Origin of the sequence: Micromonospora sp. NPDC047187, from assembly GCF_040643355.1 — a bacterium.
Classification (GTDB): Bacteria; Actinomycetota; Actinomycetes; order Mycobacteriales; family Micromonosporaceae; genus Micromonospora; species Micromonospora salmantinae.
This window is the reverse complement of record NZ_JBEYUF010000001.1, coordinates 281,346-307,857: the sequence shown is the minus strand read 5'-3', so window position 1 is coordinate 307,857 and position 26,512 is coordinate 281,346. Positions and strand designations below refer to the sequence as shown.

Sequence of the window (26,512 nt, the reverse complement as noted above, 5' to 3'; positions counted from 1 at the left end):
ACACCGGCCACGGTGCGAACCCGAGCCGCGCCGCGCCGAAGGCGTGCGCCACTACGCGTACGTCGTGCGGATCGTGTGCGACGGCCACGCCGTCGCGTTTGGGACTGCCGGATCTGCGCCGAGGCGCGCGCCGATCCGCTCGCACCTACCGGCCAGCATGCTGCGACACGCAAGCGGTGCCGGCACCCGAGAGGGTGCCGGCACCGCCCGCGTTCGTCATCGCTTGGCGTCGTGCTTGGCCATCTGGGGCCGCTCGCCCTTGCCGACCTTGCGCAGGGCATCACGCAGCTGGTCCTCGGTCATCTTGGAGTTGCCCTCGATGCCCGCGTCGTGGGCCTGCTGGCGAAGATCGTGCAGCTGATCCCGGTCACCCATGTCACCCTCCCTGTGCTGCCGTGGCGCAGGCGACTCCGCGCCACCATCGCCCATCGCCTTCCCGTCGGTTGGGGGCACAAACGGCCTCAGCCGGCGTGTGCCAGGCAGTTTGTCGGGCGTTACGGACGCGAACAGGTCGAGCATTGGACTATGCCCCGGTGGCTCCGGTCCACCACGGCGGAGAGCGGGGTGCCGTCGGGGATTGCGTCGTCGAGCAGCGCCGGCCCGTCGTGGGGAGCAGAACGGGCGCGAACGCGAGAAAGCTAGTTGTCGGCGGGAGTCGCGGACGGCGCGGCCGGAATTACTGGCGATGCCGCGTCGACCACCTTGCGATTGAGGCTCACCTGCGCGGTGCCGGTGCCGCCGACCTGAATGTCGTCGTACGCCTGGAGCCGGTGATCCGCGCCGAGGTAGAGCACCGACATGACCAGGGGCATCGGTTCGTCACCTTCGAGTCCGCGCAACCCCGCCCCGCCGGTGGAACCCTGCACTGCCAGCCGGGTGGTGAGCGTGCCGGTCGGCGGCAGAGTCGTCACCTTTCGCTGGTGTGTGTGGCCTGCCAGGACGAGCGGCGTGGCACCGTTGAGCGCGGTCGCTGATGCGGGGTCGTGCACGAGGGCGATGTCCACCGGTAGGTCCAGCGAGCGGATCGTCGCGGCGAGCTGCGTTCCCGTACCCTCGACAGTCATCGCTGGTTCCTCCCAGGGTCCTGCCTCGGCGTCCTGCTTGTCGGGGGTGAACCGGGGGTCGCCGATTCCGGCGATCGTCACTCCGGCGATCGTCGTCACGGAGTCGTCCAGGACGACGGCGTTCGGCTGGCTGGCCACCGCCGTTGCGGTTCGGGGTGAGTCGTGGTTGCCGCGGATGTAGACGTAGGGCACCCTGAGCTGGCCGACCATGGATACGTACGAGGTCTCGGGTTCGCTGCCCCAGTCGGTGATGTCTCCCGTGTCGATGACGAGGTCGATGTCGTACTGCTCGACCACGGTTTTGATCATTGGCCAGGCGGCGGGGTTCAGGTGCAGGTCCGAGACGTGCAGGATCCGGGTGGTGTCGGGCGCAGCCTGGTAGATCGGCAGGGTCGACACTGTGGTGTACAGCTCGCCGACGTTGCCGACGAGGCGTTGGAGTTGCTCGGCGTAGCGGTTGTAGTCATCGGCGATCCGTTGCGCGTCGCCGATCAGCGCCGGGGCGTTGACCAGCAGGCCCTCGTACCGGGGTTCGGCCAGCGCCTGCGGTCGTACCGTCAGGGCGGCCGTGCCGAGGGTGCCGCCGGTGACCAGCAGCGCGAGACCACCCGACCAGGCGACGCGGCGCACAGACCGGAACGCCAACCCCGCCAACAGCATGGACGTGAGGACCGACACGCCGAGCGTACGGAGCCCGAGGCGGACCAGGGCGTCACGGAGGTCCTCAGGTGCCGTGGCGCCGGCGTGGGCGAGGCCGGCGGGGTCGTCGAGCAGAGCCTCGGTGCGTCGCTGGTCGAGTGAGTCGAGGCGGACGGTCAGTCGCGCGGGGCCGTCGTGGCTGTCGAGGAAAAGTGAACCCAGCGGGGGTATGGCGATCTCTGTGCCGCCGTGCGTCGACGGGGTCAGCTGGAAAGCGACCCGGAAGGGCCCGACGTCACTGGCGCCTCTGGCACCGAGGAGGGTGCCGATCGTGATGCCCGTGGCGGTGACGGCGACAAGCGTGACCGCCGCCAGGACACGGCCTGCCCACGGCGAGCGCATGATCTGGCGCGGCCGAACGGCCGCGTGCCTGAGGCGTTCGGCCAGGGCCGTGCGACGCGGAGGGGCCGCGTCCGGGGGCGGAGTCACGAGAGGATCCGATCTGTGGGGTAGCCGAGGGACGGCGGGGTCAGGTCGAGGGGATGCCTAGTCTTCGGCCTCTGTGCACAGCAGGCCCAGCAGTCCGGCGGCGAAGAGTTGCCGCCGGACGACGGGTGCGGTGAGGTCAGCAAAATCGAGGATGATGTCTCGCACCGAATCGGACGTCAACGCCGCAATGACCGCGTCGTGCACGATTCCGCTGGTTCCGAGGTCCATCTCTCCGACCAGCCGTATGCGGGTGGTGGCCCCCATCTGCATCGTGTCGACTGTCAACTCCACGCACGACTCCTAACCGTTGGTAAAAGCGCCCGAAGCGAAGCATGCATGGATGCAAGAATTATTTTCGCAGGCCAGCCTATCCGCTGAAGGCAGACCCGCCCAAGATCGACAAGCGCGAGGCCTGTTCGTCCCTCAACCGACCGCGGGCTGGCGCTCGGCCAGCAGAAGTGCGATGTCGTCGTGCGGTTCGCCGCCCACGTGCCGGTGCACGGCGTCCCAGACCGCGTCGAGACAGCTGTCCACCGACGGCTCGGCCAGACACGCCTTGAGCGCAGGCATCGGAAAGAAGCGCCGTTCGCTGTCACGTGCCTCGAGCAGCCCGTCGGTGAGCACCAGCAGCCGGTCACCGACGTCCCAACGGCCCACATTCTCCGGTGCCCGAGGCCCACCCAGACCCAATGGTCGATCGGGCGACACCGTCAACTCCTCCAGCTCTCCGGCGGCGCAGTGCCGCAGGATCGGCGCGGGGTGACCGCAGTTGACGGTCCGGATCTCGCCCCCGCGTAGCTCGACCAAGACGGCGGTGACGAACGTCGCGGCCCGGGGCAGGGTCGGCTCCCGAGCGACGAGGTCATCCAGGTCTCGCGCCACCTGCGTCAGGTCGGGCCGAACGATCGCCGACTGCCGGAACGCCCCCGCTACCGCCGAAGCCAGCCGCACCGCGGCGAGCCCCTTGCCGCAGACGTCACCGACGATGATCCGCAGCCGGTCCTGGTCGGCCACCACCTCGTACAGGTCGCCGCCCACGCCGGCCTCCTCGTAGGCCGAGACGTACCGGGCGGCCAGTTCCACCCCGGCTGCATACTGCGGCGGTTTGCGCAGGATCGCCGCCTGGGTGATCCGCACGATCTCGGCCATCCGGCGCAGACGCTCCTCTCGTCTCGTTCGAGCCCGCGCGACGTACACCGCCATCAGGCTGACCGTGATGACGACCGCCACCCGGAGCAGGTGATCGAGACTGCCGAGCATCCCGCTGGGCAGCCCGGCCCCCACCGCTGCCGTGGTCGCGGCGGCCGACACCGCGGCGGTGCGGCGCGGGCTTTCGACGGCAGCGGCGAACAGCGGGGCGAGGGCCAGGAAGCCAATGAGTACGGCATGGGTGGCCGCCGCGACGTCGATCAGCAGGACCACCACGATGAATCCGATGGCCAGTCGCACGCCGAGCCAGCGGGTCCACCTGCCCGGCGCCGCGTCGGCGACGGAGGAACGGGCGGCCGGCCTCCTGCCCTCGCTGCGCTCAACCGGAGGACTGGATCGCATGGCTCCGCCGATCCGGATCGTCGCCCGCCCGCGATGTCTCTGGACCAAGCTGTCGACGTAGCGCCTCCATCTCGGCGCGCAGGACAGCGATGTCGTCGGCGGTCGCCGGTGCGGTTCCGCCCTTCTGGGAGACCCGATCCACGATCCAGGTTGCCAGTGAGCCGGTGACGAAACCGATCAGGCCGATGCCCCCGATCATGAGCCCCAAGGCGACGAACCGACCCGTCCCGGTGACCGGGTAGTGATCACCGTAGCCGACGGTCGTGATGGTCACCGTCGCCCACCACAGAGCGTCATCGAATGACGTGATGTTGCTGTCGGCTGCGGACCGCTCGGCGTCCAGCACCGCCAGCGCGGACACCAGCACCAGCAGCATGGTGGTGGCGCCCACGTAGACGGCGAGCCGGCCACGTGCCCACGACTCCGCGCGTCTGCTCAGGCTCAGCACCACGGTGATCAGTCGCAGGGCACGCAGCGGGCGCAGGACGGGGAGCACCAGAACCGCGAGGTCGAAGAGGTGATCCCGCAGGAACCGCCCCCGGGCTCTGGTCAGGCTGAGCCGCACCACGAAGTCGACCCAGAACATCAGCCAGATGAGAACAGTTGTCGCCTCGCACACCCGGAGCCAGGATTCCGCCAGGCCGGGCCGCAGGATCGGCGCCGCGTAGACCACGAGAAACAAGACCGACAGGACGGTCAACGGCAGTGCCGTCACCCTCTCCCACCGCGCGCCCGCATCGGTGGGCAACGCTTCAGTCCTCATCTGCATGAACGGCCCCGCCTGAACGGTTATGCGTGCACCCGTGCAATCATTTCTGGGTGGAACTGTACGTGGAAGGCGGCACTGCGTCGAGCGCAGCTGACGACCAGCTGGTTGACGGCCTGTCCGCGCTCGCCCGCACCTTGGTAGGCATCACCGCCCGAACCCTGGGGTCGGTGGACGCCGAGGTCACCCTGCCGCAGTACCGGACACTGGTCATTCTCGCGTCACGCGCTCCGCTGCGCACCGTGGATCTCGCGTCCCTGTTGGGCGTACACCCGTCGACGGCGACGAGAACATGCAATCGCCTGGTACGGCGGGAATTGGTGACCCGCCGTCAACAACCCGATGACCGGCGGGTCGCCTGGTTGAGCCTCACCGAAGGCGGCAAACGGCTCGTGGGCGATGTCATGCGACGCCGGACCGCTGAAATCCGGCGTCTCCTGAACGTCGCCGACTCCGGACGCCGGCGGACGCCCGCCGAGCTGATCAATTCCCTGGTGATCGCCGCCGGAGAGCCGACGGAAGAGGTGTGGTGGCGGCACTGGGAACAGTCAGCGCCGGCACCTGATGACGCGAGGCGTCGAACAGGTACCGTTACACCCTGACGATACCTGCAGTCATGCAGGTATCTTGGCAACCGTAACCCTTAGGCGTCAGCTCAGGGAGGTGGCAGAAGCTCGTGTTCAGCATCCGGTCCTCCGGTGCAGGGCTCGCGCCGCGGACCCTCCACCTTGCCGGAGAACTGGACATGGCCGTTTCCGGCCATCTGCGCGAAGCCGTGGAGCGCACGCTCGCGGCGACCTCAACGCAGTGGCTGATCGTCGATCTTCAGGACACCACGCTGATCGACTCCGGTGCGGTGAAAGAGTTTGTCGATGTCCACCGGTTCGCCGCCCGGCAGGGACGGGTCCTGATCCTGCGTAACGCCCACGGAATCGTCGCCGAGGTGCTTCGGGTCACCGGGGTGGCGGCCACGCTCGGGCGTCCCGCCAACCGGCACGATCTACGGCTCACCGACCGGCAGATGACATTGCCGTGCCACCAATGAGATGGACCATCCTGCGTGACTTCGACGGTGGTAGCACCCGCATCACCCTCGCCGGCGGCCTCACCCCAGAAGCGGAACCACATCTTGCCGCCCTGCTGCTCGCGGGCGCCCTGGACGCCCCGCTGACCCTCGTGGTCGACTTGGACACGCTCACGACGTCGGACGTCGCCCCGATCGGCACGTTCCTCGCCCGGTGGGCCGCCGACCGCTCCGACGGACCGGAGCTGACGGTGTCGGCCAATCCGCTGACTCCCCCGGGACGCCTGCTCCGCGCCACACTCGGTCAGCACGCGATCCTCGGAAGGGCTCTGCTCGACCACCCCGCCAAGCGTGCGTCGATCTCTCCGTACCGCGCGCACCTGCGACTGCCCCCCGACCCGCACTCGCCCGCCGCTGCCCGCGGGCTCGTCGCCCGGCAGTGTCACGCCTGGGGTTTGGACGCGGTGGCCGACCAAGCGATGGTCATCGCGTCGGAGCTGGTCAGCAACGCCGTCCAACACGCCGGCACCGACATGGATATCACCGTCTCCGCAGTGGCGGGATCGCTGAGAATCAGCGTCCGGGACCGCGAGGGCGACACACCCGACTCCACCACCCCGGCCCTCCCTCGTCAGGTCACCGAAGGTGGTCGTGGCCTTCCGATCATCGCCGCCCTCACCACACACTGGGGCTTCTTCGCCTTCGGCGACGGCAAGACCGTCTGGGCCGCGATCGACAGCCCCAACGGATCACCAGCCGGCAGACGGGCTGCCCCGATCTAGCGGCAGGGCCGCACCGGCCGGTGGACCCGGTGTAGCACGCCGAAGCAGGCTGGCGCCTCCCGCGACTCGCCGCTGTCACCTCGTCGGTCGACGACTGCATCAAGATGAAGTCACGATCATCAGCGCAACGACGTGAAACACCTTGTCGCCCGCGGCAATGCCCGACCCCGAGGAGCAGTAGCCCGTAGATGACGGAGGCGAAGCCCTCCGGCCCAACCACATGCGGCGGCCTGTTTTCTGGCGCCGAGCCCGGAGCGCAGGAACGAGATCCACAACGCAACCGGGCGGACCACGAAGATGGTCAGCATCGCAAATGCCCAGCCGGCCCACGTGATCTCGCCGAGGAACCGAACCGCACCCGATCAGCGCGCCGAAGACCAGCAACGCGGCAAGTATCAACAGCTCGCCGATGTCTCTTCCCGAAATGCTCGAACGCCGTCCGCCCCCTCGGCCCGAACGTGGCGCCCGCAGCGAACGCCGCCACGAACAGCTTCCAAGCAAGGGGGGCGGTCCACCGTAGGCACCTCGAACGGCGGGTAGCGCCCCGAAGCGATCGCACAACCGGCGCGAGTAAGGCATCTTGGCATAAGACGCCGTAACAGTGGCCCCTTGGTGCCGGACAATGCCCTAGTTGAAGACGTCAACACACGTCCAGCGGGCGACTTGTCTCGCACCAACTGCTCCGAGTGCCACGCCTTCGGCGGCGGCGCTCTGTCTCGCCCCTGCCACACGTTCCGGTTCCTCATCACCGACAACACCAGAACCATCTTCGGCCCCGCAACGCGCGCCTACCCCAAGGAGGTTGACGACAACTTTTTCTTGCCACCTCGGACTGCCAGACACCCGTCGGCCCGACTTTCTGTGAGCCCTTCGATCACCAGGATTCGAGCGCCGGGCCAAGCAGCGAAACTGGAGGTCAACGCATGAACCGCCAGAACGTCGCCGAGTTCCACGGCGGGCCGCTGGACGGAACCCGTCGACTTCAGTCCGAACTCCCGTCGGTATACGTGGAGCCAATAAAGGAACCAACGACGGCTTCACCCGCGACGACGACCGGCACGCCGCAACGCGCAATGGTGTACATGCTTCGGGGCGATCCCACCACCGGTCGTCCGGGTCCCGACGCCGACGGCCTCTATCAGTACGACTTCCGGGGCTACAGGTTCACGGGGTGAGCGAAACCCATTCACCTCCCCTGCCGTTTGGCACGACGGGTAGCCATGATCATCGCCACGCCTCGCCACGTGCACAGATGCTTCTCGGCGCGACCAACCGGCCTAAAAAGACGGGCACCGCTCCCGCTGGTGACCGGCTGCCGCCGCCCCTGCTCGCTGGCCGCCAAACTGCCCTAACCGTTCAGCACCGTTCGTCCGCGCCACCTCAAACTGGGGCGAACTGTCGGCACGATTCGTCGTGCCCGTACGCGCCGCCCGACAGGTCAAGGACCAAGTCACCCGACGAGCACTGGACCGCTTCGCGGAAAACGCCATCAACGTGGCATCGGTGACCCAGAGCATCACCATCCACCCACCGCAACCGCTGGAAACAGTCACCGCCGTTGCGGCCGACGGCCAGTAAGGAGCCACGCCTCGTGAGCCGGCCCCGCACTATGTCTTCCCGGCTGTCCGACGTACGGGAGAGCTTCTGGCTGGTGCCAGCGACCTTCTCGGTTAGCGCCCTGGCGGCGGCGATCGGACTGACGGCACTGGAGTTGCAACTGAACCTCCCCGTCGAGGGGATTGTGCCCAGCGGGCCTGCCGGCGCGCGATCGTTGCTCTCCTCGATCATCACCGCGATGATCTCCTTCACCGCCCTGGTCTTCTCCATCACGGTCGTGGCCCTGCAGCTGGCAAGCAGCCAGTACTCCCCCAGGGTCCTACGAACCTTCCTGCAGGACCGGATCATCCAGGCGACGCTCGGTACGTTCGTCGCCACCTTCCTGTTCGCGATGGTGGTGCTGGCCGCGCTCCCGGCCAGGGACGACCAACGGTTGCCGGAGTTGTCCCTCGCGGTGTCGATAGCCCTTGTCCTCTGCAGCAGCGGCACCTTCATCTACTACCTGCACCACATCACGACCGTGATGCGCGTGTCGCACATCATCGGCTCCATCGGGGCGCAGACACGGCGGTCCATCGCCCGCCTCCCCCCGCCCGATGAGTTGCCGGCAGTGTTCGGCAAGGTCACACAAACCGTGCCAGCCACAACACCCGGCATGGTTAACAACACCGACATCGCCCTGCTCGCGCGGCTCGCCCGCGAGCACGACTGCGCCATCAGCATCGTTCCCACACCAGGCGACTTCGTTGTCGCCGGCGCGCCGCTGCTACGCGTGCATCAAGTCGCCGGCAGTACACCTCGCCCAGTGCCGACCGACCGAGCCGAGCAGTGCGTGATCATCAGCGTGGAACGCACCCCGGGACAGGACCTCGGCTTCGGGTTCCGGCAACTCGCCGACATCGCCGAACGTGCGCTGTCCCCGGCAGTCAACGACGTCACCACCGCCGTTCGGGCCCTGCAGGAGTCACACGACCTCCTCCGCAGGCTGGCCACCCGGCCCGGCCCGACCCACACCGTCCGCGACGACGATGGCACCGTCCGCGCCCAGGTCAACGGCACCTCATACGAGGCCCTCCTGGCCATGACGATCGACGACATCCGACTCGTCGCCCGCCAACAGCCTCGCGTCAGGCGACTGCTGGACACTGTCGTCCGCGACTTGGCGGCCGTTGCGCTTCCCGTCCACCAATCGGCCATCAACCGGCGGCTGTCGCAATCCGGCAACAGTCACTGACAACCATCCGGACGCCACGACGCCATGGCCATCGTTTTTGCCGGGTTCGCCCAACCCGCGCGGCGAAGGGTGCCGGCCGGGCGCGGTCCGGCTGCTCCCACTCACCTGCCGATCGCCGAACATCACCGGCCCCCGGAAGACTGCCGGGATGAGTCAGCAGCTCCCCGAGGCCGTACGCCGGCTCACGAGGCCGCTTCCTTGCGTGCACGCTCAGCACTGAGGAAGAAGGCGCCGAGTGCCCCGGCCAGAGTGCCGAAGACGACCACCGAGTAGACCGCGAGCACCAGTTCGATGACCTGGGCGAACGGATCGCTGGCGTCGAGCGGTTCACCGGTGATGGTGGTCAGAGCGACGTCGTGTAGCGCCTGGCCGTATGACCGGTAAGAGTTGGTGAAGACCAGCAGCTGTCCGACACTGAGGATGATCGTCGTGGTGATGATCGCCAGCCAGGCGAGCCGGTCGGTCAACAATCGGCCGGCAGAGCGGGAGCCTCGAACGGCGGCGGTGATGACATCGGGAATGCCTACCTGCCGATCGACGGTGGGCCAAAGACGGCCCAGAACGACTTCCAGCACGCCCGCGCGCTCGGCGGAGATAGTCGCGTGCCGGCTCAGCTCGCTTCAGGAGCGGGTTCCGGAACTGCTCGACTGGAGCTACGGCCTGGGGTTAGAAGAAGATCGCGGATGACTGGTCGCGGTACCCTTCCCCTACTCAAGGCGTCTGCCGCTATCGGATCACGTCGGCCTTGGCTGACCGTGTTGGCTGTACGAATGGCTGTACGGCTGCGAAATGCTGCCATGACATGGCGGGAGGTTCGGTGGCGCTGAACAAGCGAGGCAGTAGGCCGATCGTTGTCGATGGCAAGGGTTGGCGGCCTGGTCCCGGCGGTCTCTCGTGGCCCCGGCTGGTCCCCGCCGCCCTGGCCCAATGGCACGCTAATGGCACACCGCAAACCCTGCCTCTGGACGACGGATCGACATGATGTTGAAGCGTGACCTCGGCAGATGAACTGCCTCTCCTTGAGGCGCTCCTCGATGCGTTCGACCGGCTATTCGACCGACGGGCCACCGTGGTCGATGTGCATGCGCTGCTCTGCGCCATGACCCGAGCTCTGGCCGACTCGGCCATCCGTCAAGGACGTGGCAGCCGCCGAGTCGGCACTGGAGGGGATCATGAGATCAGGCCGAGGGTTGGCTGAGGCTGTTGAGCAGGCGCTTGACGCGGTGGATCCACTGAGGCGCCGCATTGCCGACCGGTTGTAGCTCTTTAAGGCGGCTATGCAATCTTGGCTAGCGTGCGATGGGTGCCCAGCGATGCTCGGCGTCGGGTCGTCTTCATCTGTGTGGCCGGCGTCCCCAACCCGCAGTTGGCCTACGCTCCAGCGTCCGCGTCATACGGGCCGTACGGTGACGAATCGCAGCAGCAGGAACATGCCCCCCAACACGATGGCACCCAAGCAGGGGAGAGGCTCGTCGCGGAAAAGCACGACGCCGACGGCGACGAAGACAGCGCTGGTAGGCATAAGCAGCAGGTCACGGCGTGTGAAGCCGAACCGTTCCTCGTACACCCCGCCCGACGCGATCATGCTGCCGCCGCCGACCTTGCCGCGAGCCAACGGCATCCTGGGTCGCTGAGTGACGGTGACGTAGGCGAAGGCTCCGAGCCAGCCGGCGACCGCGAAGCTGACCACGCCGTCCCATGGGAACGGCAGCCCGGCAAGGACCAGCCGGTACAGCAGCAGGTAAGCAACGATCGTCACCGCCAGAGCGACGCCAAGCGCCCACCAGCGATGCCGCGGACGGACCACCGCCTGCCACCACAACAGAACCAGCGGGCCGCCCGGAGCCAGCACCACCGGACGCATCCACAGCTCCGGGTCACTGCCCCTCACCACTCCGACCACAACGACGACGCCAAGCATGAGGACCGTCGCGAGAGGCGGCCCCAGGATCGCCCAGCGAAGGCGCAGGAGATTCGCATCGTCCGGCACGCAGGCACCGAACGGGAGACCGCACCGGACATCTCGCGACAGGGGTGATCAACCTGATCATGCACTCCGAAGGCGACGGCACGCTGGCCACGGCCATCGGCCCGAAGCTGCGTTAACTGTTGCTGCGTTAACTGCACCTGTGGCCAACACCGCGGGCGTCGACACACTTCGCCACGGGCAAGCACCAATGGCATGCTCTTCCGGTGTTGAGGCAGTTGGACGACGGCATCGAGATCACCGCCGAGGCCGGGCTTGGGTCGGTCCGTCTTCGTTGCGCCGAGCGACCGTGGGACGACGAGGTACTTGACCTGCGGTGCGAGTTGGCCGATGACGGCGTCAGTGCCCTGGCCTGGGTCCGGACGCTCAATGGTGACGGGATCTTATCGTGGGCAGCCGAGCTCGCTGAGTCGTACGCGGGGTGGGACGACGTGCGAGCCTGGGAGTCACTAGAACATGACCTCCGCATCGACGCGACGCATGACGGCCGAGGCCACGTCAGTCTCCGTTTCGTCATCCGGGGCCCGCGGGGCTACGACCCGAGGGCGTGGGAGGCATCCGTCATGGTGTCTCTTGACGCCGGCGAGGACATGCGACGTCTCGTCGCCGAACTCAGCAACTTGGTCTCGTAACGCGGCCCCGACGTCGGAAGCCTCCCTCGTATGGCGGAGCGGCTGGTCTCTGTCGGGGTCCGGGCGATGGCATGCTGGCACACCGACTACTGCCGAGATGGCCGGATCCGGCCAGTAGCGGGCCAGCGCCCGCCGTCTACGAAGGGCTGCACAACCCAGTAATGAGCGGCGGCCGACGGCACCGGGCCGACGGCGAGAACCCACTCGTCGCCGAGCATGCCGATACGCCACGCCGACACGCTGGCCGTGTGGGAGGAGAACGGCCGGCTGGTCGTCGTCGACCTCACGCGCCGCCAGGCCGTCGCCCGCCTGCGTACGCGTCCTGTGAGCGGCGCGACACCACTCATCGGTCTGCGGGCCACCACCACTGAACAACGCGCGTGCGGCGGCAGAACGGGCCCCGGTTGCCGTCCGGAGCCCGTTCCGCTCAAGCAGGACGGCGTTCAGCTGATGTGGCCGCTACTCCCGGGCCTACCCATCTCGGGCACCCGCAGCGCCGCGACCGATCAGCATCCCCCGCCGCCGGACATGGCGTTTCTGCAGATCGAAGGAGGACGAGGGCGATTGTCCCCAAAAATCGGGGATCGAGGGATTCGCTCGTGGAGCGTGATCGTCTGCGTTTGATCCGGAATCCGCTCGTCGAGCCAGCGGGACCAGAACTGCTTATTTCGCCAGTTTTGATACGCTTTCGAATAACCAAAGATCGGGTGGCGGGTAAGCGATTTGGCCGAGGTGGTGTTGGTAATGGTGATTGTCAGGTCCGCGGCGCCGAAGTCATCGACGTTGCTCGCCTTCCATTTCACTCTGTAGGACCCCATCATCGCAACCTCCAGGTTTCCGTAGGTAGGCTGATTGAGAACGTGTCTTCCAATAACCATCAGCTCCTTGAAGGCAGTTGTAGCGTTCTTGGGATCCCCGAGACTCTTGCCGAGGTCACCCTGAATCTCGCCGGAGTGTATGAGCTTCGTTATTTCCTCGATGGCCTTGCGGAGGAATGGGTCTTTACGGAGCTGTTCGGCGAAGTAGTCGCCATCCTTGAATTCAAAGTTCATCCCCCGCTTGTTGAAGAACTCGCGCAACAGGTCCTCTGCGTTCAGGTCCTTCCATGCCTTGTAATTGCCGCCGGTCCTGATGCCCGTCGGCTTGCCGACGGGACTCTTCTTCCATTTGTCGGTCCGGCCGGCCCAAATTCGCTTCGAGCGAGACTCCGCCTCAGATCGAGTCATTCGGCCGGCCGCGACCTCGTCGGAGATCAGACCGGTGGGATCGGATCGGGTGACCGGAGAGTTGTTTGCGTAGTTGTAGGGGTTCCACTGTTGCGGGTCGGCGGTGTCGATGATGGGGTCGACGGAGATGAAACGGCCGATGGTCGGGTCGTAGGAGCGGGCGCCGACGGTGGTGAGCCCGGTCGGGCTCATCGGCTTGTTGAGGAAACCGCGGTTGTCGGGGTATGCAGCGGTGGTGCCACGGGGTGCGCCGTAGGGCGTGTACTGGCGCCAGGTCGGTGTCTGGGCGGTGCTGTCGAGGTAGAGGGCCGGGGTGCCCTGGTGGTCGGCGAGCGCGAAGGTGTAGTTGCTGCCGCCGCCGGACCGGATGCAGGTGCCGCCGCCGGGCAGCGCGTAGTAGCGGTCAACGTCCATGACGCCGGTAGCGGTGCTGAGGCTGAGTTGTTGCCCGGGTAGGTAGAGGGTGGTCTTGCCGGGTTCCCTCTGCAGGAGCAGGTTGCCGTCAGCGTCGTACAGGAAGGCGTTGGTGCCGCTGCTTCCGCCGGTCACGTCGGTGAGTTTCCCGGCGTCGTCCCAGGTAAGGCTCTGCAAGCCCTGGGCGGCATCGCGACCTGTCATGTTGCCGGCGGCGTCGTACGAGTAGCCGGTGGTGCCGGTGGTGCCGCCGGAGGAGCTGGTGGCGGTGAGGGTGTGGGGTTGGCCTTGGCCGTTGCCGTCGTAGGTGTAGCTGGTCGTGACGTCACCGGCACCGGAGAGACCGCGCTCGACCTGTTTCGTGCGGTTGCCGATCGCGTCGATCTCCCAGCTGGTCCAGTACGCGCCGCCCCCACCGACGTTGTTGCCCACCATGGACCGATTGCCGCCGGTAGGGGTGGTCGCGCAACTGTCGGTGGCCGTCCACGCTTCGGTGAGCCGGTTCAGGCCGTCGTAGCCGTAGCACTGCGTTTCGGCTGCCGCGCCGTGACGTCTGCTGATCTTCTGGTCGATCTTGCCGGACAGGTCGTAGCGGTACTGCTGCTCGTCGAGCGGGGTGGCAGCCGTGCTGCTGGTGGCCTTGCTGACCAGTTGCTTGGCCAGCCGGCCGGTGTGGGTGTCGTAGGTGTTGGTGACCAGGGCGAAGCTCGTCGAGGAGCCAATCTTCTGCTGGTTGGCCCGCCCCCACGCGTCGTAGCTGACGTGCTGGCTGTAGGCGTCGAGGCCAGCGAGGGTCGTCGGCAGGTCCAGCAACCCGGAGTACCCGTGCAGGACGGTCTCGGCCGGCAGACTGCCCGTGGCCGGGTGACTGTCGCTGAGCGGCAGGCCGAGCACGTCGGTGTAGCTGTGCTCGAAGACGTACGACCCCGCCAGGGCACCTTCGCTGTCGGGGATGGTGATGGTCTGACCGAGGCTCTTGCCGAAGACGTTGAAGTCCTTCTGTTGGGTGGTGTACGCCTGCCCGCCCCGGTAGGCGATGGTGGTGGTCAGTTGACCGACCGCGTGGGTGACCCCGGCCACGTCGTTGCTGTTGTCATACACCCACTTCGCCCGTTGGTTGGCCGGGGATTGGTTCGCCACCGTCGCCGCGAACTCGCCGGTCTTGCGGTTGAGCGCGTCGTAGGTGTTTGACAGGACCTTGCCCCGGCCGTCGGTGACCTGCTCCAGGTTGCCGTTGGCATCGTAGGAAAGGCTGCTGTCGCCGGCGTCCGGGTCCGACTTGGCCACCAACCGACCGAGCAGGTCGTACGTCGATGTCCACACATTGTTCTTCGCGTCGGCCAGCGTCGTCTGGTTGCCGCGGGCGTCGTACCCGTAGCTGCTGGTCGTGGTGGTGCCGCCGGTCAGCGTGTAGGTGCCGGTGAAGGTGTCGGACGGCGGCGTCACCGTCGGCCGCACCGGGTATTCCACGAGCTGGGTCTTCCGGTCGAGCGGGTCGGTGATGGTGGTGGCCACCGTGCCCCCGTCCGGGGGGACGACGGTGGTGCGGTCGCCGTGGTGAACGGTGGTCGTGGTCGACACGGTCACCCCGTTCTTCGCGGCGACGACGACCACCGCCCGACCGAGACCGTCGTAGGTGGTGAAGGTCTGGTTCGGCACCTGCTTGTTCAAGCCGGTCGCCGACACCGGGGGGCTCACCGTCGGCAGGGTGCTGTTGTCCCACCATCCGTTGTACGAGGCTCGCGTCCAGCCTCGCGTGTCGTAGAACATGTCGGTGATCAGGCGGCCGCCCTGCGGGGTGATCGCCTGCGTCTGCCGCTCCCGTAACAGGGCGTCGTACAACGTCACCGCCGTCTGGTAGCCGTTCGAGTTGTTCAACGTTCGGCTGGTCACCGCGGTGACACCGGTCTTCGAGACCGTGTACGCGAAGGTGTGGTTCGCCGGGCTGCTCGTCGGTCGCGAGTGCAACCACACCGACGTCGACCGGCCCACCGCGTCGTACTGCTGACGGGTCACCACACTGTTCGCGTCGGTGCTGGTCAGTGTGCTGCCTCGGCGCGGGTTCACCGTCGTCGACGACGTCTGCTGCGAGGGGTTCGTGCTCGACGCGCCGGTCACCAGGCCCACCGCGTTCGTGGTGTAACCGGTGGTCGACTTGTTGCCCTTCGCGTCGTAGCTGTCGACCACCCGCCCCCACGCGTCGTAGGTGCTGCGGCCGGCAGTCTGCCAGGTGTACGCCCCGGAGGCGTGGTCGGTGGCGGTACGGGTCATCGTCACGTTGCCCTTGGACGGCGCCGTCGTCTGCGGGAACGTCTCGGCGAACGTGGTGTCGTCGTAGAAGGTCCGTTCGGTCTTGACGACCTGCGCGGGCCGGTTCACCGTCGCCGGGGCGGTCAGCGTGTTGACGCTGCCCGGTGTCGAGGCGGGGTTGCCGGCGGTGAACCCGCCGCAGGCCACCGCGACGGTCTCGACCTGGGCAGTCAGGCCGAGCAGGTTCTTACCCGTGTTGGCCGGCGCGTAGGTGTAACTCGTACACCGGTCGTACGTCGGGTTGGTCGGCACGGTGTAGGTGTAGCTGTGCTTCAGTGCCCCGAGGGTGGCGCTGGCGGTGCTCGCGTCGTAGCCGTGCTCGGTGGCGGTGTACCGCCACGTCGGTGACGCACCGCTGGTCACCGCCTCCCGGGTGTAGGTCTTGAGCGTCTGCACCCACTGCGCGGTCAAGGCCGGCAGACCGCTGCGGGCCCGGGTCGCGGTGGCCCCGGACGCCCAGTACGACGTGATCGTCGACGTGTCGACCCGCCCGTTCTCGCCGACGTACTCGGTGGACTCCAACTCCCGGCCGGCGAACTCGTCCACGTCCTCGTGCACCCCACCGGCGGAGTCGGTCACGTTCACCGCCGTCGTCGAGTTGTTCTTCGACATGCCCCGGTAATAGGTGACCTCGGACTGGGTGCGGCGGTCGTTGACCCCGTCACCGGTGAAGGTCTGGACCTTGGCGTAGCCACGGAACTGGCCGTAGCTGCGGTACTTGGGCTTGACGACCTCGTTCTCGTCATAGCGCCAGGCCGCGCCATCGAGGTACCGGTAGCTGGTGGTCAGCGCCGGAGCGCCGCCGGTCGGGTCGGTGGAGGTCACCCGGGTGACCGCGTACTTGTGGAACCAGTCCCGGTGCGGGTTCTCGTATCCGTCCGGCATCCAGTAGACCGGGTAACACGACTTCGTGTTCGACGCGGGCGACTGCGACACCGGCGCTGTGCAGGGCACCGGCAACTCGTAGCTCGGGGCGATCACCGAGCCGGTCTCCGTGGTGATCGTCGAGATCCGTTGCCGGTAGAACGATGGCAAACCGCCCGCGGTGTCCACCCGGTTGGGCAACTTGATTCCGCTGAAGCTCACCGACGGCAGCGTGATCGCCTCCGGCGATCCACCCGCACTCGTGTCGTGCCCGGTCCGGACGATCGACGACAACCACAGCGTCGGCGAAGTGCCGTCGCCGGTCGCCGGCATCGTGTGCGTCAGGGCGTAGGAGTCGACCTTCTCGTGCTTGCCGGTGCCAATGTTCCACTGCTGGGTCTCGATGGAGGCCAGCCGCACCGTGGAGAAGAACGACGGACTCCAGCTGTCGCAGTCCGTACCCGAGGCGCAGATCAGGTCGAACGGCACGTCCGGCCAGTTCGCCTTGTTCGCCGAGTTCAGCGGCTGGCAGGTCCCGGACAGACACCGGTCCCCGGCGTGGAACACCACCCGGTTCGGCACCGTCCCGTACGCGTCACCGTTGCGGAATCCGTAGTCGATCCGGCTCAGCCACGAGTCCCGGATGTAGGACACGTCGGTGGCGCCCCTGTTCCGACCGTAACGGTTCGCGTCCTGCCCGTAGTAGTACGCCATCGCGTTCCCGTGCACGTCCACCACGTGGTCCAGGCTCCATCGGTACGCCATGGTGCACACCGACGCCGAGAACCCCGCCGGGTCGTAGCACGGATCGCCCTCGTGCGGTGAGTACACCGGCGCGTAATCCACCGACTTCGTCTCCGGCTTTCCCGACGTCCAACCGGGTAGCCGGTTGCGACCGAACTCGTAGACGGTGCCGTCGCGCAGCGTCACCCGCCAGTAGTCGGTGTCTTCCGTACCGGAGCCGTTGTTCGAATCCGTGACCCGGGTGACGACCTCACCATTGTCCGACTCCGGCTTCCATATCCGCTTGCCGGCATCCCAGACGAGCACGGTGGAGGAACCGTTCAACGACATGGTCAGAATCGACCCGTCCCAGCACCGGTCGGACGTCTTCACCGGCGACGCCCTACCGCCTGGATCGTCCTGGCACGACGCGAACGAGTGCTCGATGAACGATCGGCCCGTCGACCAACCGTCGCCCACCCAGGACGACTGGGCACTCGTCGATGCCGTCTGACCATCCACGCTCGCCGAGTCGTAGGAGAGGTCCACCGACGGCACCAGCTCCGATGCCGCGGGCGGCACCGCGATCGGATACGAATAGGTGAACGAGCCGGTGCTGCCTCCCCCGGTCCACGACCCGGACGGCTTGAGGTCCGTGGCCGCGTAGGTGCCGCCCTTGCCGCCCTCCTCGCCGGCATCCGCGACGGCCGCCAACACGAGGGAAACCCCTTCGGTGGAGCGCGCATTCGTGCCACCTGACCACAGGGACACCTCCGCCGACACCGACTGGGCCGACACGTCATTCGACGACACCAACGGCGTCCCCGACCGGCAGCCGGAAACCGATGGGGTGGTCAAGGCGCACGCCGGGAGCCGCACCAGACCCAGCCGCGATCCGTAGTTGCCGCCGAACGCCTCCGCGAACCCGGCGTAGTCCAACCCGACCCGCACCACGCCGCTCGCCTCGGCGGCACCAGCCCGCACCGATAGCAGCACGCCCTCCACACCAGCGGCCTGCGCGGCTGCCTGATCCGCGACGCGTACCTCGATCTGCTTAGGCCCCTGGTAGGCACCGTCACGCGCGACCGGGCGCACCCACACCGGCGCGTCCGCGGCGCGCACCCGCTCGCCGGCGGTCGTCGGGGCCGCAGCGGCGTCGAGCCTCAGGCGTGACGTCACCGCGGTCGGCCAGGCGGTCCGAGTCGGCCGGTAGGTGCTCTTCGCCGCGTTCGGCGGTGTCACGAATTTCGTCGGCAAGGGCTTGACGCCCTTCACCGACGGGGCCGGCTCAGCGGTAGGCATGGCCGGACTTCTCGACGCGGCTGCTGCCGGCGTCACGGTCATCATGCTCGCCACCAGCGAACCGGCGACGACGAAAGCGACGGTGGTCCGCCCGAATGCGGACACCCTGGTTCGACCGAGCCTGTTCATGCAACCCCACCTCAAGCGAAGATCGACAACAGGCCACGCTCAAGTGTTTGTTGCACACCCCCGTGGCGGTGACAACTTCTCACGTGCACCGCCGGCAAGACATCGATGAGACGCATGGTTGACTCAAATCAGTCACAATTCAACCTTAATGAGAACAAATCACAGCCAAACAATGCGCCTAGGGCTCCCCGCCTGCGTATTAATTTGCTTCACTGTGGCCGCCAGCCGACGCGGAATCCGTGGACCGGTGGCATCACATGGGGGAGGTACCGTGCTGTCCACGTCTCACGTCCGGTCCAGAACACACTCGCTCCGCAGCGGAGCCATCGGTGTCACCGTCAGCGCCGTCCTGATCGCCAGCCTGCCGATATCGGGCTCGTCGGCCGCCGCCGCACCGCCGCCCGCTCCCACGTCGCGGCCCACCAGCCCACTCGACGCGGACGCCGCGATCGATACGGCGAAGCGGACCGGCAGGCCGGTGGAGGCGACAGCCGCGGGCACCCCGACGTCCACCCTCACTGCCCGCCCGGATGGGCTGCTGGAGTTGACGCAGTCAGCAGTGCCGACGCGCAAACGGGTCGACGGCGTCTGGAAGGGATTGGACGCGACCCTGGTCCGGCAGACCGACGGAAGCATCATCCCTTCGGTCACCACGAACACGATCCGCCTGTCCCCCGGCGGGACCGGCCCCATGGCGGAGTTGACCAGCGGCGATCGGGCCGTGGCCTTCACCGCGCCGATGTCGCTACCGGCCCCAACCCTGGATGGTCCGACCGCGATCTATCGGGAGGTGTTGCCCGGGGTTGACCTGACCGTGCGGGTCACCACCGAAGGTGGTTTCTCCCACGTGTTCGTCGTGAAGACCCGGCAGGCTGCCGCACACCCGCAGCTTGCAGCCCTGAACCTGGCCACCACCACCACGGGCGTCACCCTCACCTCCGACCGGGCCGGAAACATCACCGGCCGGGACCGTACGGGCGCCGCCGTTCTCACCGCGGCCGCACCGAGCATGTGGGACTCCACCGCCAGCCGTGCCGCCGAACCCACCGCCGCTCAGGGGCAGGCCAAGTCGGACATCACCGCCCCGAGCCGCGCCGCACGGACCGCCCCGATCGGCGTTGCGATCACCGGTGGCGCACTCGCGCTCAGTCCCGACCGCAACATGTTGACGTCGAAGGAGACCGTGTTCCCGGTCTACATCGACCCCACCTTCGTCTGGACGCCGGTCGGCCCACGGATGTCCGGCTGGGCGACCCTCTCCTACTACCATCAGTCCACCAACTACTGGAAGAACACTCCCGACCCCCTCGGTCGAATGCAGGTCGGCAACTCCGGGGTCCAACACTCCAACACGCTGATCAACTTTCCCGTACCCCATGGCACTCTCCAGAGTGCCGAGATCAGCTCCGCCAATTTCAAGATCACTAATACCCGATCGTGGAACTGTGACGACAAGACCGTCAACATCTACGGACCCAGCACCACACTGACCTCCTCGAACGCCAGGTGGAGTTATTGGGAAGGCGTCAGTAAGGGCTCCGCCATCGCCTCGAAGAGCTTCGCCTACGGCTACGCCGGCTGTGCGACCAATGCCGTCTCCTTCGACATCACCAGCAAGATCCGCAGCGATGTCACAGACAAACGAGCGACCCGCACCCTCTGGATGGTCGCCGCGAGCGAGGCTTCCGACACCCGGAGCTGGAAGGAATTCGACGAGACCAGCCCCACCCTCACCATCCTCTACAACCACACACCCAACAAGCCCACGAACCTAACCACCTCCCCCAAGACGGCCTGCGCCGGAGGCTCCTTCGTCGGCGACAGCGGCGTCTCGCTGTACGCGCCGGTGTCCGATCCCAACGGCGGCACGCTGGGTGTCTCGTTCAAGCTGTGGAAGAGCAGCGACACCACCGAGACGGCCCTGGCCGCGTCCAATCCCAGCCTGCTGACCTATCCGTCCGGAAGCACGGCGGTGCTTGTCGTTCCGGTGGCCACATTGCGTACCGCCGGCGGCGGTGCCGCCACCAACTTCTCCTGGAAGGTGCAGGCGACCGACTTCCGCAGCCCGAGTGACTGGTCGGCCACCTGCACCTTCACCTACGACCCGTCGCGGCCTGGGTCACCGACGGTCAGCCAGCCGAACGACGGGGAGACGGTAGTCGGCCAGCCATGGACCTTCGACGTCACACCCGCGCCAGGGACCACCGTGCCGAAGGGCTACGTCTACCAGGTGAACGCCGGCCCACCGGTCGACGTGACCGCCGACGCCGCCGGCAACGCCACGATCACCGTGGCACCCACCCGCTTCGTCAACACCCTCTCGGTGACCAGCGTGTCCGCCGGCGGCAACTTCGGCGACACCGCCAGCGTCACGTTCAATTCGACTCCGGCCGCCAACGCCGCCGAGGGCGACCTGACCGGTGACGACTCCCCCGACCTGCTCGCGGTGGGCGGCCGGTACGCACTGCCGTCCGGGCTGTGGCTCGCTCCCGGAGGCCACCGGCAGGGCAACGTCGTGGCCACCAACATCGGTGCCCGTGGCAACGGGGTCTCCGGCTCCACCAACCCCGAGGACCCTGGCAGCAACAGCCCGGCGGACTTCAACGGCGCCCAGGCCGTCACCGGTCGTTTCTTCGGCGAAGGCTTCGAGGACGTCCTGGTCTACTACGGCAGCGGTCCACACACCGGCGGGGCCAGCATCCTGCGCGGCAACGGGGACGGTTCCGTGATCGAAGCCCTCCGCAGTGGCGTCCAGCAGAGCATCGTCGCCGATCAGCTCCGCGACGAGAACGGCAACTCACCCCAGCAGTTGGTCAATGCCGGCGACAGCCGCGCGACCGGCTCCACACTGCCCGACCTGATGGGCATCACCGGCAGCACCGAACACGGCTACCACCTGACCTACCACCCCAACCTGGGTGTGCCGGGCGGCTACCTCCTCAACCAACCCACCACCGCCCTGACACCCGCCGGTGACACCAACTGGCACAACTGGCGGATCGCCACCACCCGGACCGCCACCGGCAGCGCGATGTTCCTCTGGGAACGCACCACCGGGGCCCTGCACCTGTGGACCGCACTCGCCTTCGACGAGAACACCGGCCAGCTCACCTACGACGCCCACAGACTGCGAGCCGACGGCTGGAACACCGGTGCCGACATCGACCTCCGGGCAGCCGACATCGACACCGACGGCACACCCGATCTCTGGGTCACGACCAATGGCGGCCAGACCACCGAGTGGCGCGTCAGCGACCTCACCGGCGCAAGTGGTGCCATCACCGCCCAACCCAGCCTCACCATCATCACCGCCGACCACGCCTGGCAGCTGAACGACTCCGCCACCGGGACGGTCGGCGCGGCCAGGGACACCGCCGGCACGCTGCACGCCACCGGCACCCCCGGCGCCACGTGGAGCACCGGCGACCTGTTCGACCCGGACGTGGCCCTCGACGGCACCAGCGGCACCCTCGCCACCAACACCTCGGCCGTGCCCACCAACGCCGCCTTCACCGTCTCCACGTGGGTGAAGCTCAAATCCCACGGCGGCACGGTCGTCTCTCAGGACGGCACGAACACCGCCGGCTTCAAGCTCTGGGCTGATTCGAGCGACCAGTCATGGCGCTTCGCCATGTCACGAAGCGACGTGGCGAGCCCGATCTGGGACACCGCCAGCGCCAGTGCGGGTTCGGCGCGACTGGGCGTCTGGACGCAGCTGACGGCGGTCTTCAGCCCCGCCGCCGGCAACCTGCACAGCATGTTTCTCTTCGTCGACGGCCGCAACGTCGCATCGGCCTCCCACGGCACCCTGTGGAACACCACGAACGCATTCCGCATCGGCGCCGCGAAGACCGGATCGAGCAGCTATGGCGGCTACCTGAACGGGGAGGTCTCGCTGACCCAGACCTGGGACGTGGCGACGATGGGCCCGGACCCGGTGGCCCACGACCTCAACGGGGACGGTCGAGCGGACATCGTCGCCGCGGACTCCTCGGGAAATCTGTGGCTCCACCCGAACACCGGCAACGGCGGAATGTCGACGTTCGGCACAGCCGTCAAGATCGGCAGCGGTTGGGCGAGCCTACGGTGGAACATCCGGGACTGGACACTCGATGGTCGTGCCGATGTCCTCGCCATCCCCTCGGACGGGTTGCTCTGGATGTATCCCAACGTCAACGGGGCGCCGAGTTACCCACAGCGCCGCCAGATCGGCGTCGGTTGGGCCGGCTACACCCACGCCACCGGGCACGCCGACGGCGACCGAAGCCCCGACCACTTCGGCATCAAGGCGTCGACCGGCGAACTGTTCTACTACCCGGACGGATGCTGCAAGATCCTCGTCGGGAGATCCGCCTGGACGAACTACCGCATCTACCCGGCGGACTTCAACTCCGACGGTCGCGACGACATCGTCGCCATCGACGGCTCCGGCGGACTGTGGTTCTACCCGAACACCGGGCAGGCGGGACTGGCAATGTTCGGCACGCCCCGCCAGATCGGAACCGGCTGGTCAAATCTTCGGGTGACGATGGCCGACATGAACTCGGACGAAACGTTGGACATTGTCGGCGTCGACACCAGCAACAACGTGTGGCTCTATCCCGGCACCGGGGCAGGCGGCCTCGCCAGCCGTGTCCAGATCGCGAGCCACTGGACCACCACCAGCGCCAAGGCCATCGGCTGAGTTCCAGATTCACCCGGATCGGGTGGCGCCGCAACTGCCGCCGGCGCCACCCGATCCGGACCGGAGGCGTCCACCAATTCGATCGAGGACGGTGCGCGTGAAGATCCTTCGAAGTCTCACGGCGACGGTGGTCGCGGCGGCCATGTTGACCGTGGTCAGCCCTGGTACGGGGAGCGCCTCCGGAAACGGTTGGTACGACAGGTACGTGGCGATGGATGCCGCGTTCGGTGACAGCATCTACACCGGCCCGGACAGCGCCACCCTGGCGTGGGGCGAGAGCTACGTCCTGAACAGTTACCTGGACGTGTACGAACTCAGCCGGGACACCCGGTGGCTGGACAAGCTGGTGACCCACGTCGACCAGATCATCGCCAACGCCGACGATGACGACAACGACGGCTACCTCGGCTGGAGCACCTCCCGATACTCGCCAGACGAGGTACTGAACACCGGTTTCGAGACCGCCGCCTCGGGTGATTCGACGATGGCGGCGAACTGGACGCGCTGGCAGACCACCAGCGCCACGGCACGCCGTACCACCGATCGGGCCAGCGGCGCCTACGGCATGCAGATCAACTCCGACGGTGCCGCCTGGCGCCGGATCTACCAGCAGCTCGGCACGTACGAGCCGAACACCGTCTACGACCTGACGTTCCGGGCGAGGACCAACGGCTCGGCCGCTGGCGGTCGCGCGCACATCATCGACCGGACGACCAACACGGTCCTGTGCTCGACCGCGTTCACCAACACGACCTGGGCGACCCACAGCACCGAATGCCGCACGCCGTCGGCGGCAGGGCACGACCTGCAACTATTCCTCGGGCACAGCGACTATCAAATCTCCGGCGGCAGCGCGTCCTTCGACGACGTGACCGTCAAGGGCCGGTTCCCCTACATCGTGCACGACGGGATGATCGGCACCGCGATCGCCAAGTTCGCCCGCCTCGTGCACGGTCAGCCGTCGCTGCCCGCGACCTACGCCGAGCAGGCGGCCACATACCGAGCGTTCCTTGAAGACGAGATCGTGCCCCGCTGGGAGTCCAGCCCCTACATTGGGAACACCTGGATCTCGACGGCCGGCACGTACACACAGCCGCCAAACTTCGACTCGTTCTCCCACAGCCCTCGGCCAGCCAACGACTACCTGCCGTACAACCAGTCCCTCGCCTACGGGCAGATGCTGCTGGTGCTGCATCAGGTGAACGGAGACGCCACCTACCTGGACCGGGCCCGCCGCACCGGCCAGTTCTTCAAGGGCAGACTCACCCTCAACGGTGACGCCTACACGTGGACGTACTCGCCGCAGAGCACGGCGGTCGAGGACACATCACACGCGAACATCGACGTCGGCGCGGCGCGCGAACTCTACGAGAGTGGCAACGTCTTCACCGCCACCGACATGCAGCGCTTTACCAACACGCTGACCCAGTTGATGTGGAACGGCTCCCTGACGACGCCACGAGTGTCGAAGTTCGTCAACGGTACCGGTGACGAGTCGTTCAGCTGGCGCCTTGTCGAGTGGCTAGAGTACGCGCAGTGGGCTAAGAATATCTTTCCCATCGCCACTCAGCAGTTCCAAAATTCGAACAATGGTGCGGTCGAAATGTTGATGCTCACGCGGATCATGAAATGGGACCGCTCCAAAGTGGTCAACCAGGGGTTCGAACTCGCGACGAGCTTCGACGCCACCCAACCAGCGCAGTGGAACCGGGCCGGCTCGAGCGCCAGCACCGCCTTCCGCGACCCGGCGAACGCCTACGAGGGCCGCTACGGCCTGACCGTTCGCTCGGTCGGCGGTGCTGCCCAGCAGGTGAATCAGGGCTGGGAGGGCTGGCGGGCCAACGCCACGTACACGTTGAGCTTTGTCGGGAAAGTCGCCGGAGCGGCCGGGGGTCGAGTATGGGTGCTCAACGAGACGACCGGGACCATTTTGGCGAACGTGCCGATCACGACCACCGATTGGACTCCGGTAGCAGTCGACTTCACCTCGCCGAGCGTCGCCACCCAGGTGGTGCGGGTGTACGTCGGCAATACGGATCCCACGGTCACGGGCACCGCACACCTCGATGCCGTCAAGATCCGCGTGGCCGGGGACACCTGGTAAAGGCTCTGGCTTGCGGCGGTCGACCGGGCTCGGACCGGTTTTGGGCCGCCCTTGAGGGCCCGGACATGGGTTCCGTCGATCACCGCCCGGGACATGTCGAGCTGGTCGGCGGCTCTCAGCTTGCCGTGCAGGACTTCGTGCAGGCGTTGCCACACGTCGGCGTCGTTCCAGTCTCGCAACCGGCGCCAGCAGGTCATCCCGACCCGAACCCGAGTTCTTGGGGTAGGTACTCCCACGGGATCGCGGTGTAGAGCACGAACAGGATCCCGCACAGCACCTTGCGGTCGTCGAGGGGCTTGCGGCCCGGGAACCGGTGCCGGCGAGGCGGTCGAGGTCGCAGCAGCGGTTCGACCTCGGCCCAGAGGTCGTCCGAGACGATCCACGGCGGTGGCTCAGCCCTCCTCACGTTCAGACAAAACGACCCTCACGTCCCAGGGATACGCCCAACATCATTTCGTTAGGAGTCTTTAAAGGACAGCTGAGTACGCACACGGATGCGCGGCAACAAACTCGATGATTCTCTGGCCTCATGCCACGACACATCGTCACCCCTCGCCGGCCGTTCGCCTCGGCTTGCCACGGGGCGACAAGCATCAGTGGACTACTGGCCTGCCTTGTTGTGCTGTCATCCGCAGGATGCGGCAACTCCCACAACGTTGCCGAGGACCAGGTGATGGAGCGGGCTGAGCAGGTCGCCCACGAGACCGGGCAACGGGCGACCGACTCGCACAACCTAGAGGGCTGGGCGAGCAACCAGACGGTGCTCAACCGGCTCGTCTCCCAGACTGAGGGCGAGCGGCTCGCCTCCGTGGTCCACAACCCTGACGAGGATGGGGTGGGTCTGCTGGCAACGGTCGAGGTCGTGATGGTGGGCCAGGCATCTGAGCACTGGTTGGGTGGGGAGGAGGTGAACTACAACATCTGCGTGCGCTTCGAGGTCCATAGGGAAACCACCGGACCTCGCGAGATCACGCCGGAGGCCTTCGACTGCCCGCGCGATGTCCCAGCCACCCGGCCACCGGGGTGACGGC

Annotated in this window: 19 protein-coding genes and 1 pseudogene; 10 read left to right on the top strand and 10 right to left on the bottom strand. The window is 67.1% G+C overall.

Going from position 1 to position 26,512, the window contains the following annotated elements; genetic code table 11:
- Positions 1-216 precede the first annotated feature (216 nt).
- The 5 genes from ABZ794_RS01380 to ABZ794_RS01360 form a co-directional block, all read right to left on the bottom strand.
- Positions 217-375, bottom strand: coding sequence for a hypothetical protein (locus tag ABZ794_RS01380; RefSeq protein WP_167362477.1), 159 nt, complete (start codon positions 373-375; stop codon positions 217-219).
- Positions 376-638: 263 nt separating this feature from the next.
- A complete protein-coding gene (locus ABZ794_RS01375) occupies positions 639-2,192 on the bottom strand; it encodes a metallophosphoesterase (protein WP_238688325.1) in 1,554 nt (517 codons plus the stop codon).
- 57 nt (positions 2,193-2,249) lie between these two features.
- Complete coding sequence (locus ABZ794_RS01370; RefSeq protein ID WP_238688324.1) at positions 2,250-2,483, bottom strand: hypothetical protein; 234 nt, start codon at positions 2,481-2,483, stop codon at positions 2,250-2,252.
- A 132-nt stretch (positions 2,484-2,615) separates the two neighbouring features.
- Positions 2,616-3,743, bottom strand: coding sequence for a PP2C family protein-serine/threonine phosphatase (locus ABZ794_RS01365; RefSeq protein ID WP_210785967.1), 1,128 nt, complete (start codon positions 3,741-3,743; stop codon positions 2,616-2,618).
- The gene (locus tag ABZ794_RS01360) at positions 3,721-4,512 is read right to left on the bottom strand and encodes a potassium channel family protein (protein WP_210785968.1); all 792 of its coding nucleotides are present in this window, start codon (positions 4,510-4,512) and stop codon (positions 3,721-3,723) included. The genes ABZ794_RS01365 and ABZ794_RS01360 overlap by 23 nt, the downstream gene beginning before the upstream one ends.
- 50 nt (positions 4,513-4,562) lie before the next feature.
- Between ABZ794_RS01360 and ABZ794_RS01355 the strand changes: the two genes are divergently transcribed.
- The 3 genes from ABZ794_RS01355 to ABZ794_RS01345 all read left to right on the top strand — a co-directional run bounded on the left by ABZ794_RS01355 (position 4,563) and on the right by ABZ794_RS01345 (position 6,315).
- Positions 4,563-5,111, top strand: a complete 549-nt coding sequence (locus tag ABZ794_RS01355; RefSeq protein WP_210785969.1) for a MarR family transcriptional regulator — start codon at positions 4,563-4,565, stop codon at positions 5,109-5,111.
- Positions 5,112-5,185: 74 nt separating this feature from the next.
- Positions 5,186-5,554, top strand: a complete 369-nt coding sequence (locus ABZ794_RS01350) for an STAS domain-containing protein (protein WP_357513696.1) — start codon at positions 5,186-5,188, stop codon at positions 5,552-5,554.
- Positions 5,551-6,315: an ATP-binding protein gene (locus ABZ794_RS01345; protein WP_210785971.1), complete on the top strand. Its 765-nt coding sequence runs from the start codon at positions 5,551-5,553 to the stop codon at positions 6,313-6,315. The genes ABZ794_RS01350 and ABZ794_RS01345 overlap by 4 nt, the downstream gene beginning before the upstream one ends.
- Before the next feature lie 105 nt (positions 6,316-6,420).
- Here the strand turns inward: ABZ794_RS01345 and ABZ794_RS01340 are convergent.
- Positions 6,421-6,805, bottom strand: a pseudogene (locus ABZ794_RS01340) (sodium:proton antiporter); the annotation flags it as partial.
- A 433-nt stretch (positions 6,806-7,238) separates the two neighbouring features.
- On the opposite strand from ABZ794_RS01340, the gene ABZ794_RS01335 reads away from it, so the two are divergent.
- The 3 genes from ABZ794_RS01335 to ABZ794_RS01325 all read left to right on the top strand — a co-directional run bounded on the left by ABZ794_RS01335 (position 7,239) and on the right by ABZ794_RS01325 (position 9,106).
- Positions 7,239-7,490, top strand: a complete 252-nt coding sequence (locus tag ABZ794_RS01335; protein ID WP_210785972.1) for a hypothetical protein — start codon at positions 7,239-7,241, stop codon at positions 7,488-7,490.
- A gap of 238 nt (positions 7,491-7,728) precedes the next feature.
- Complete coding sequence (locus tag ABZ794_RS01330) at positions 7,729-7,893, top strand: hypothetical protein (protein ID WP_210785973.1); 165 nt, start codon at positions 7,729-7,731, stop codon at positions 7,891-7,893.
- A 13-nt stretch (positions 7,894-7,906) separates the two neighbouring features.
- Positions 7,907-9,106, top strand: coding sequence for a DUF2254 domain-containing protein (locus ABZ794_RS01325; RefSeq protein WP_357513693.1), 1,200 nt, complete (start codon positions 7,907-7,909; stop codon positions 9,104-9,106).
- A 182-nt stretch (positions 9,107-9,288) separates the two neighbouring features.
- On the opposite strand, the gene ABZ794_RS01320 is transcribed toward ABZ794_RS01325, so the two are convergent.
- Positions 9,289-9,681 carry a hypothetical protein gene (locus ABZ794_RS01320; RefSeq protein WP_210785975.1) on the bottom strand — a complete coding sequence of 131 codons (393 nt, stop codon included), beginning with the start codon at positions 9,679-9,681 and terminating at the stop codon, positions 9,289-9,291.
- Between the two features lie 815 nt (positions 9,682-10,496).
- The gene (locus ABZ794_RS01315) at positions 10,497-11,096 is read right to left on the bottom strand and encodes a hypothetical protein (protein ID WP_210785976.1); all 600 of its coding nucleotides are present in this window, start codon (positions 11,094-11,096) and stop codon (positions 10,497-10,499) included.
- Positions 11,097-11,299: 203 nt separating this feature from the next.
- On the opposite strand from ABZ794_RS01315, the gene ABZ794_RS01310 reads away from it, so the two are divergent.
- On the top strand, positions 11,300-11,725 hold the full coding sequence (locus ABZ794_RS01310; RefSeq protein ID WP_210785977.1) for a DUF6228 family protein: 426 nt from the start codon (positions 11,300-11,302) through the stop codon (positions 11,723-11,725).
- Between the two features lie 506 nt (positions 11,726-12,231).
- On the opposite strand, the gene ABZ794_RS01305 is transcribed toward ABZ794_RS01310, so the two are convergent.
- Positions 12,232-18,564, bottom strand: a complete 6,333-nt coding sequence (locus ABZ794_RS01305) for an RHS repeat-associated core domain-containing protein (RefSeq protein ID WP_357513691.1) — start codon at positions 18,562-18,564, stop codon at positions 12,232-12,234.
- Positions 18,565-18,964: 400 nt separating this feature from the next.
- Here ABZ794_RS01305 and ABZ794_RS01300 point away from each other — a divergent pair, with 400 nt between their 5' ends.
- Both ABZ794_RS01300 and ABZ794_RS01295 read left to right on the top strand, forming a co-directional pair.
- Positions 18,965-23,377 (top strand): FG-GAP-like repeat-containing protein, encoded by a 4,413-nt coding sequence (locus tag ABZ794_RS01300; protein WP_357513689.1) that lies wholly within the window; start codon positions 18,965-18,967, stop codon positions 23,375-23,377.
- 97 nt (positions 23,378-23,474) lie between these two features.
- A complete protein-coding gene (locus ABZ794_RS01295) occupies positions 23,475-25,481 on the top strand; it encodes a carbohydrate binding domain-containing protein (RefSeq protein ID WP_210785980.1) in 2,007 nt (668 codons plus the stop codon).
- 193 nt (positions 25,482-25,674) lie between these two features.
- Here the strand turns inward: ABZ794_RS01295 and ABZ794_RS01290 are convergent, their stop codons facing one another.
- Positions 25,675-25,887: a transposase gene (locus tag ABZ794_RS01290; protein ID WP_210786732.1), complete on the bottom strand. Its 213-nt coding sequence runs from the start codon at positions 25,885-25,887 to the stop codon at positions 25,675-25,677.
- Positions 25,888-26,010: 123 nt separating this feature from the next.
- Between ABZ794_RS01290 and ABZ794_RS01285 the strand changes: the two genes are divergently transcribed.
- Positions 26,011-26,508 carry a hypothetical protein gene (locus ABZ794_RS01285; protein WP_357513687.1) on the top strand — a complete coding sequence of 166 codons (498 nt, stop codon included), beginning with the start codon at positions 26,011-26,013 and terminating at the stop codon, positions 26,506-26,508.
- The last annotated feature ends 4 nt before the right edge of the window (positions 26,509-26,512 follow it).

Excerpts from the sequence above, each read along its gene's own strand:
- ABZ794_RS01380 (WP_167362477.1), bottom strand. The coding sequence starts at position 375 with ATGGGTGACCGGGATCAGCTGCACGATCTTCGCCAGCAGGCCCACGAC.
- ABZ794_RS01365 (WP_210785967.1), bottom strand. The coding sequence starts at position 3,743 with ATGCGATCCAGTCCTCCGGTTGAGCGCAGCGAGGGCAGGAGGCCGGCC.
- ABZ794_RS01305 (WP_357513691.1), bottom strand. The coding sequence starts at position 18,564 with ATGCCTACCGCTGAGCCGGCCCCGTCGGTGAAGGGCGTCAAGCCCTTG.
- ABZ794_RS01345 (WP_210785971.1), top strand. The coding sequence starts at position 5,551 with ATGAGATGGACCATCCTGCGTGACTTCGACGGTGGTAGCACCCGCATC.
- ABZ794_RS01335 (WP_210785972.1), top strand. The coding sequence starts at position 7,239 with ATGAACCGCCAGAACGTCGCCGAGTTCCACGGCGGGCCGCTGGACGGA.
- ABZ794_RS01285 (WP_357513687.1), top strand. The coding sequence starts at position 26,011 with ATGCCACGACACATCGTCACCCCTCGCCGGCCGTTCGCCTCGGCTTGC.
- ABZ794_RS01360 (WP_210785968.1), bottom strand. The coding sequence starts at position 4,512 with ATGCAGATGAGGACTGAAGCGTTGCCCACCGATGCGGGCGCGCGGTGG.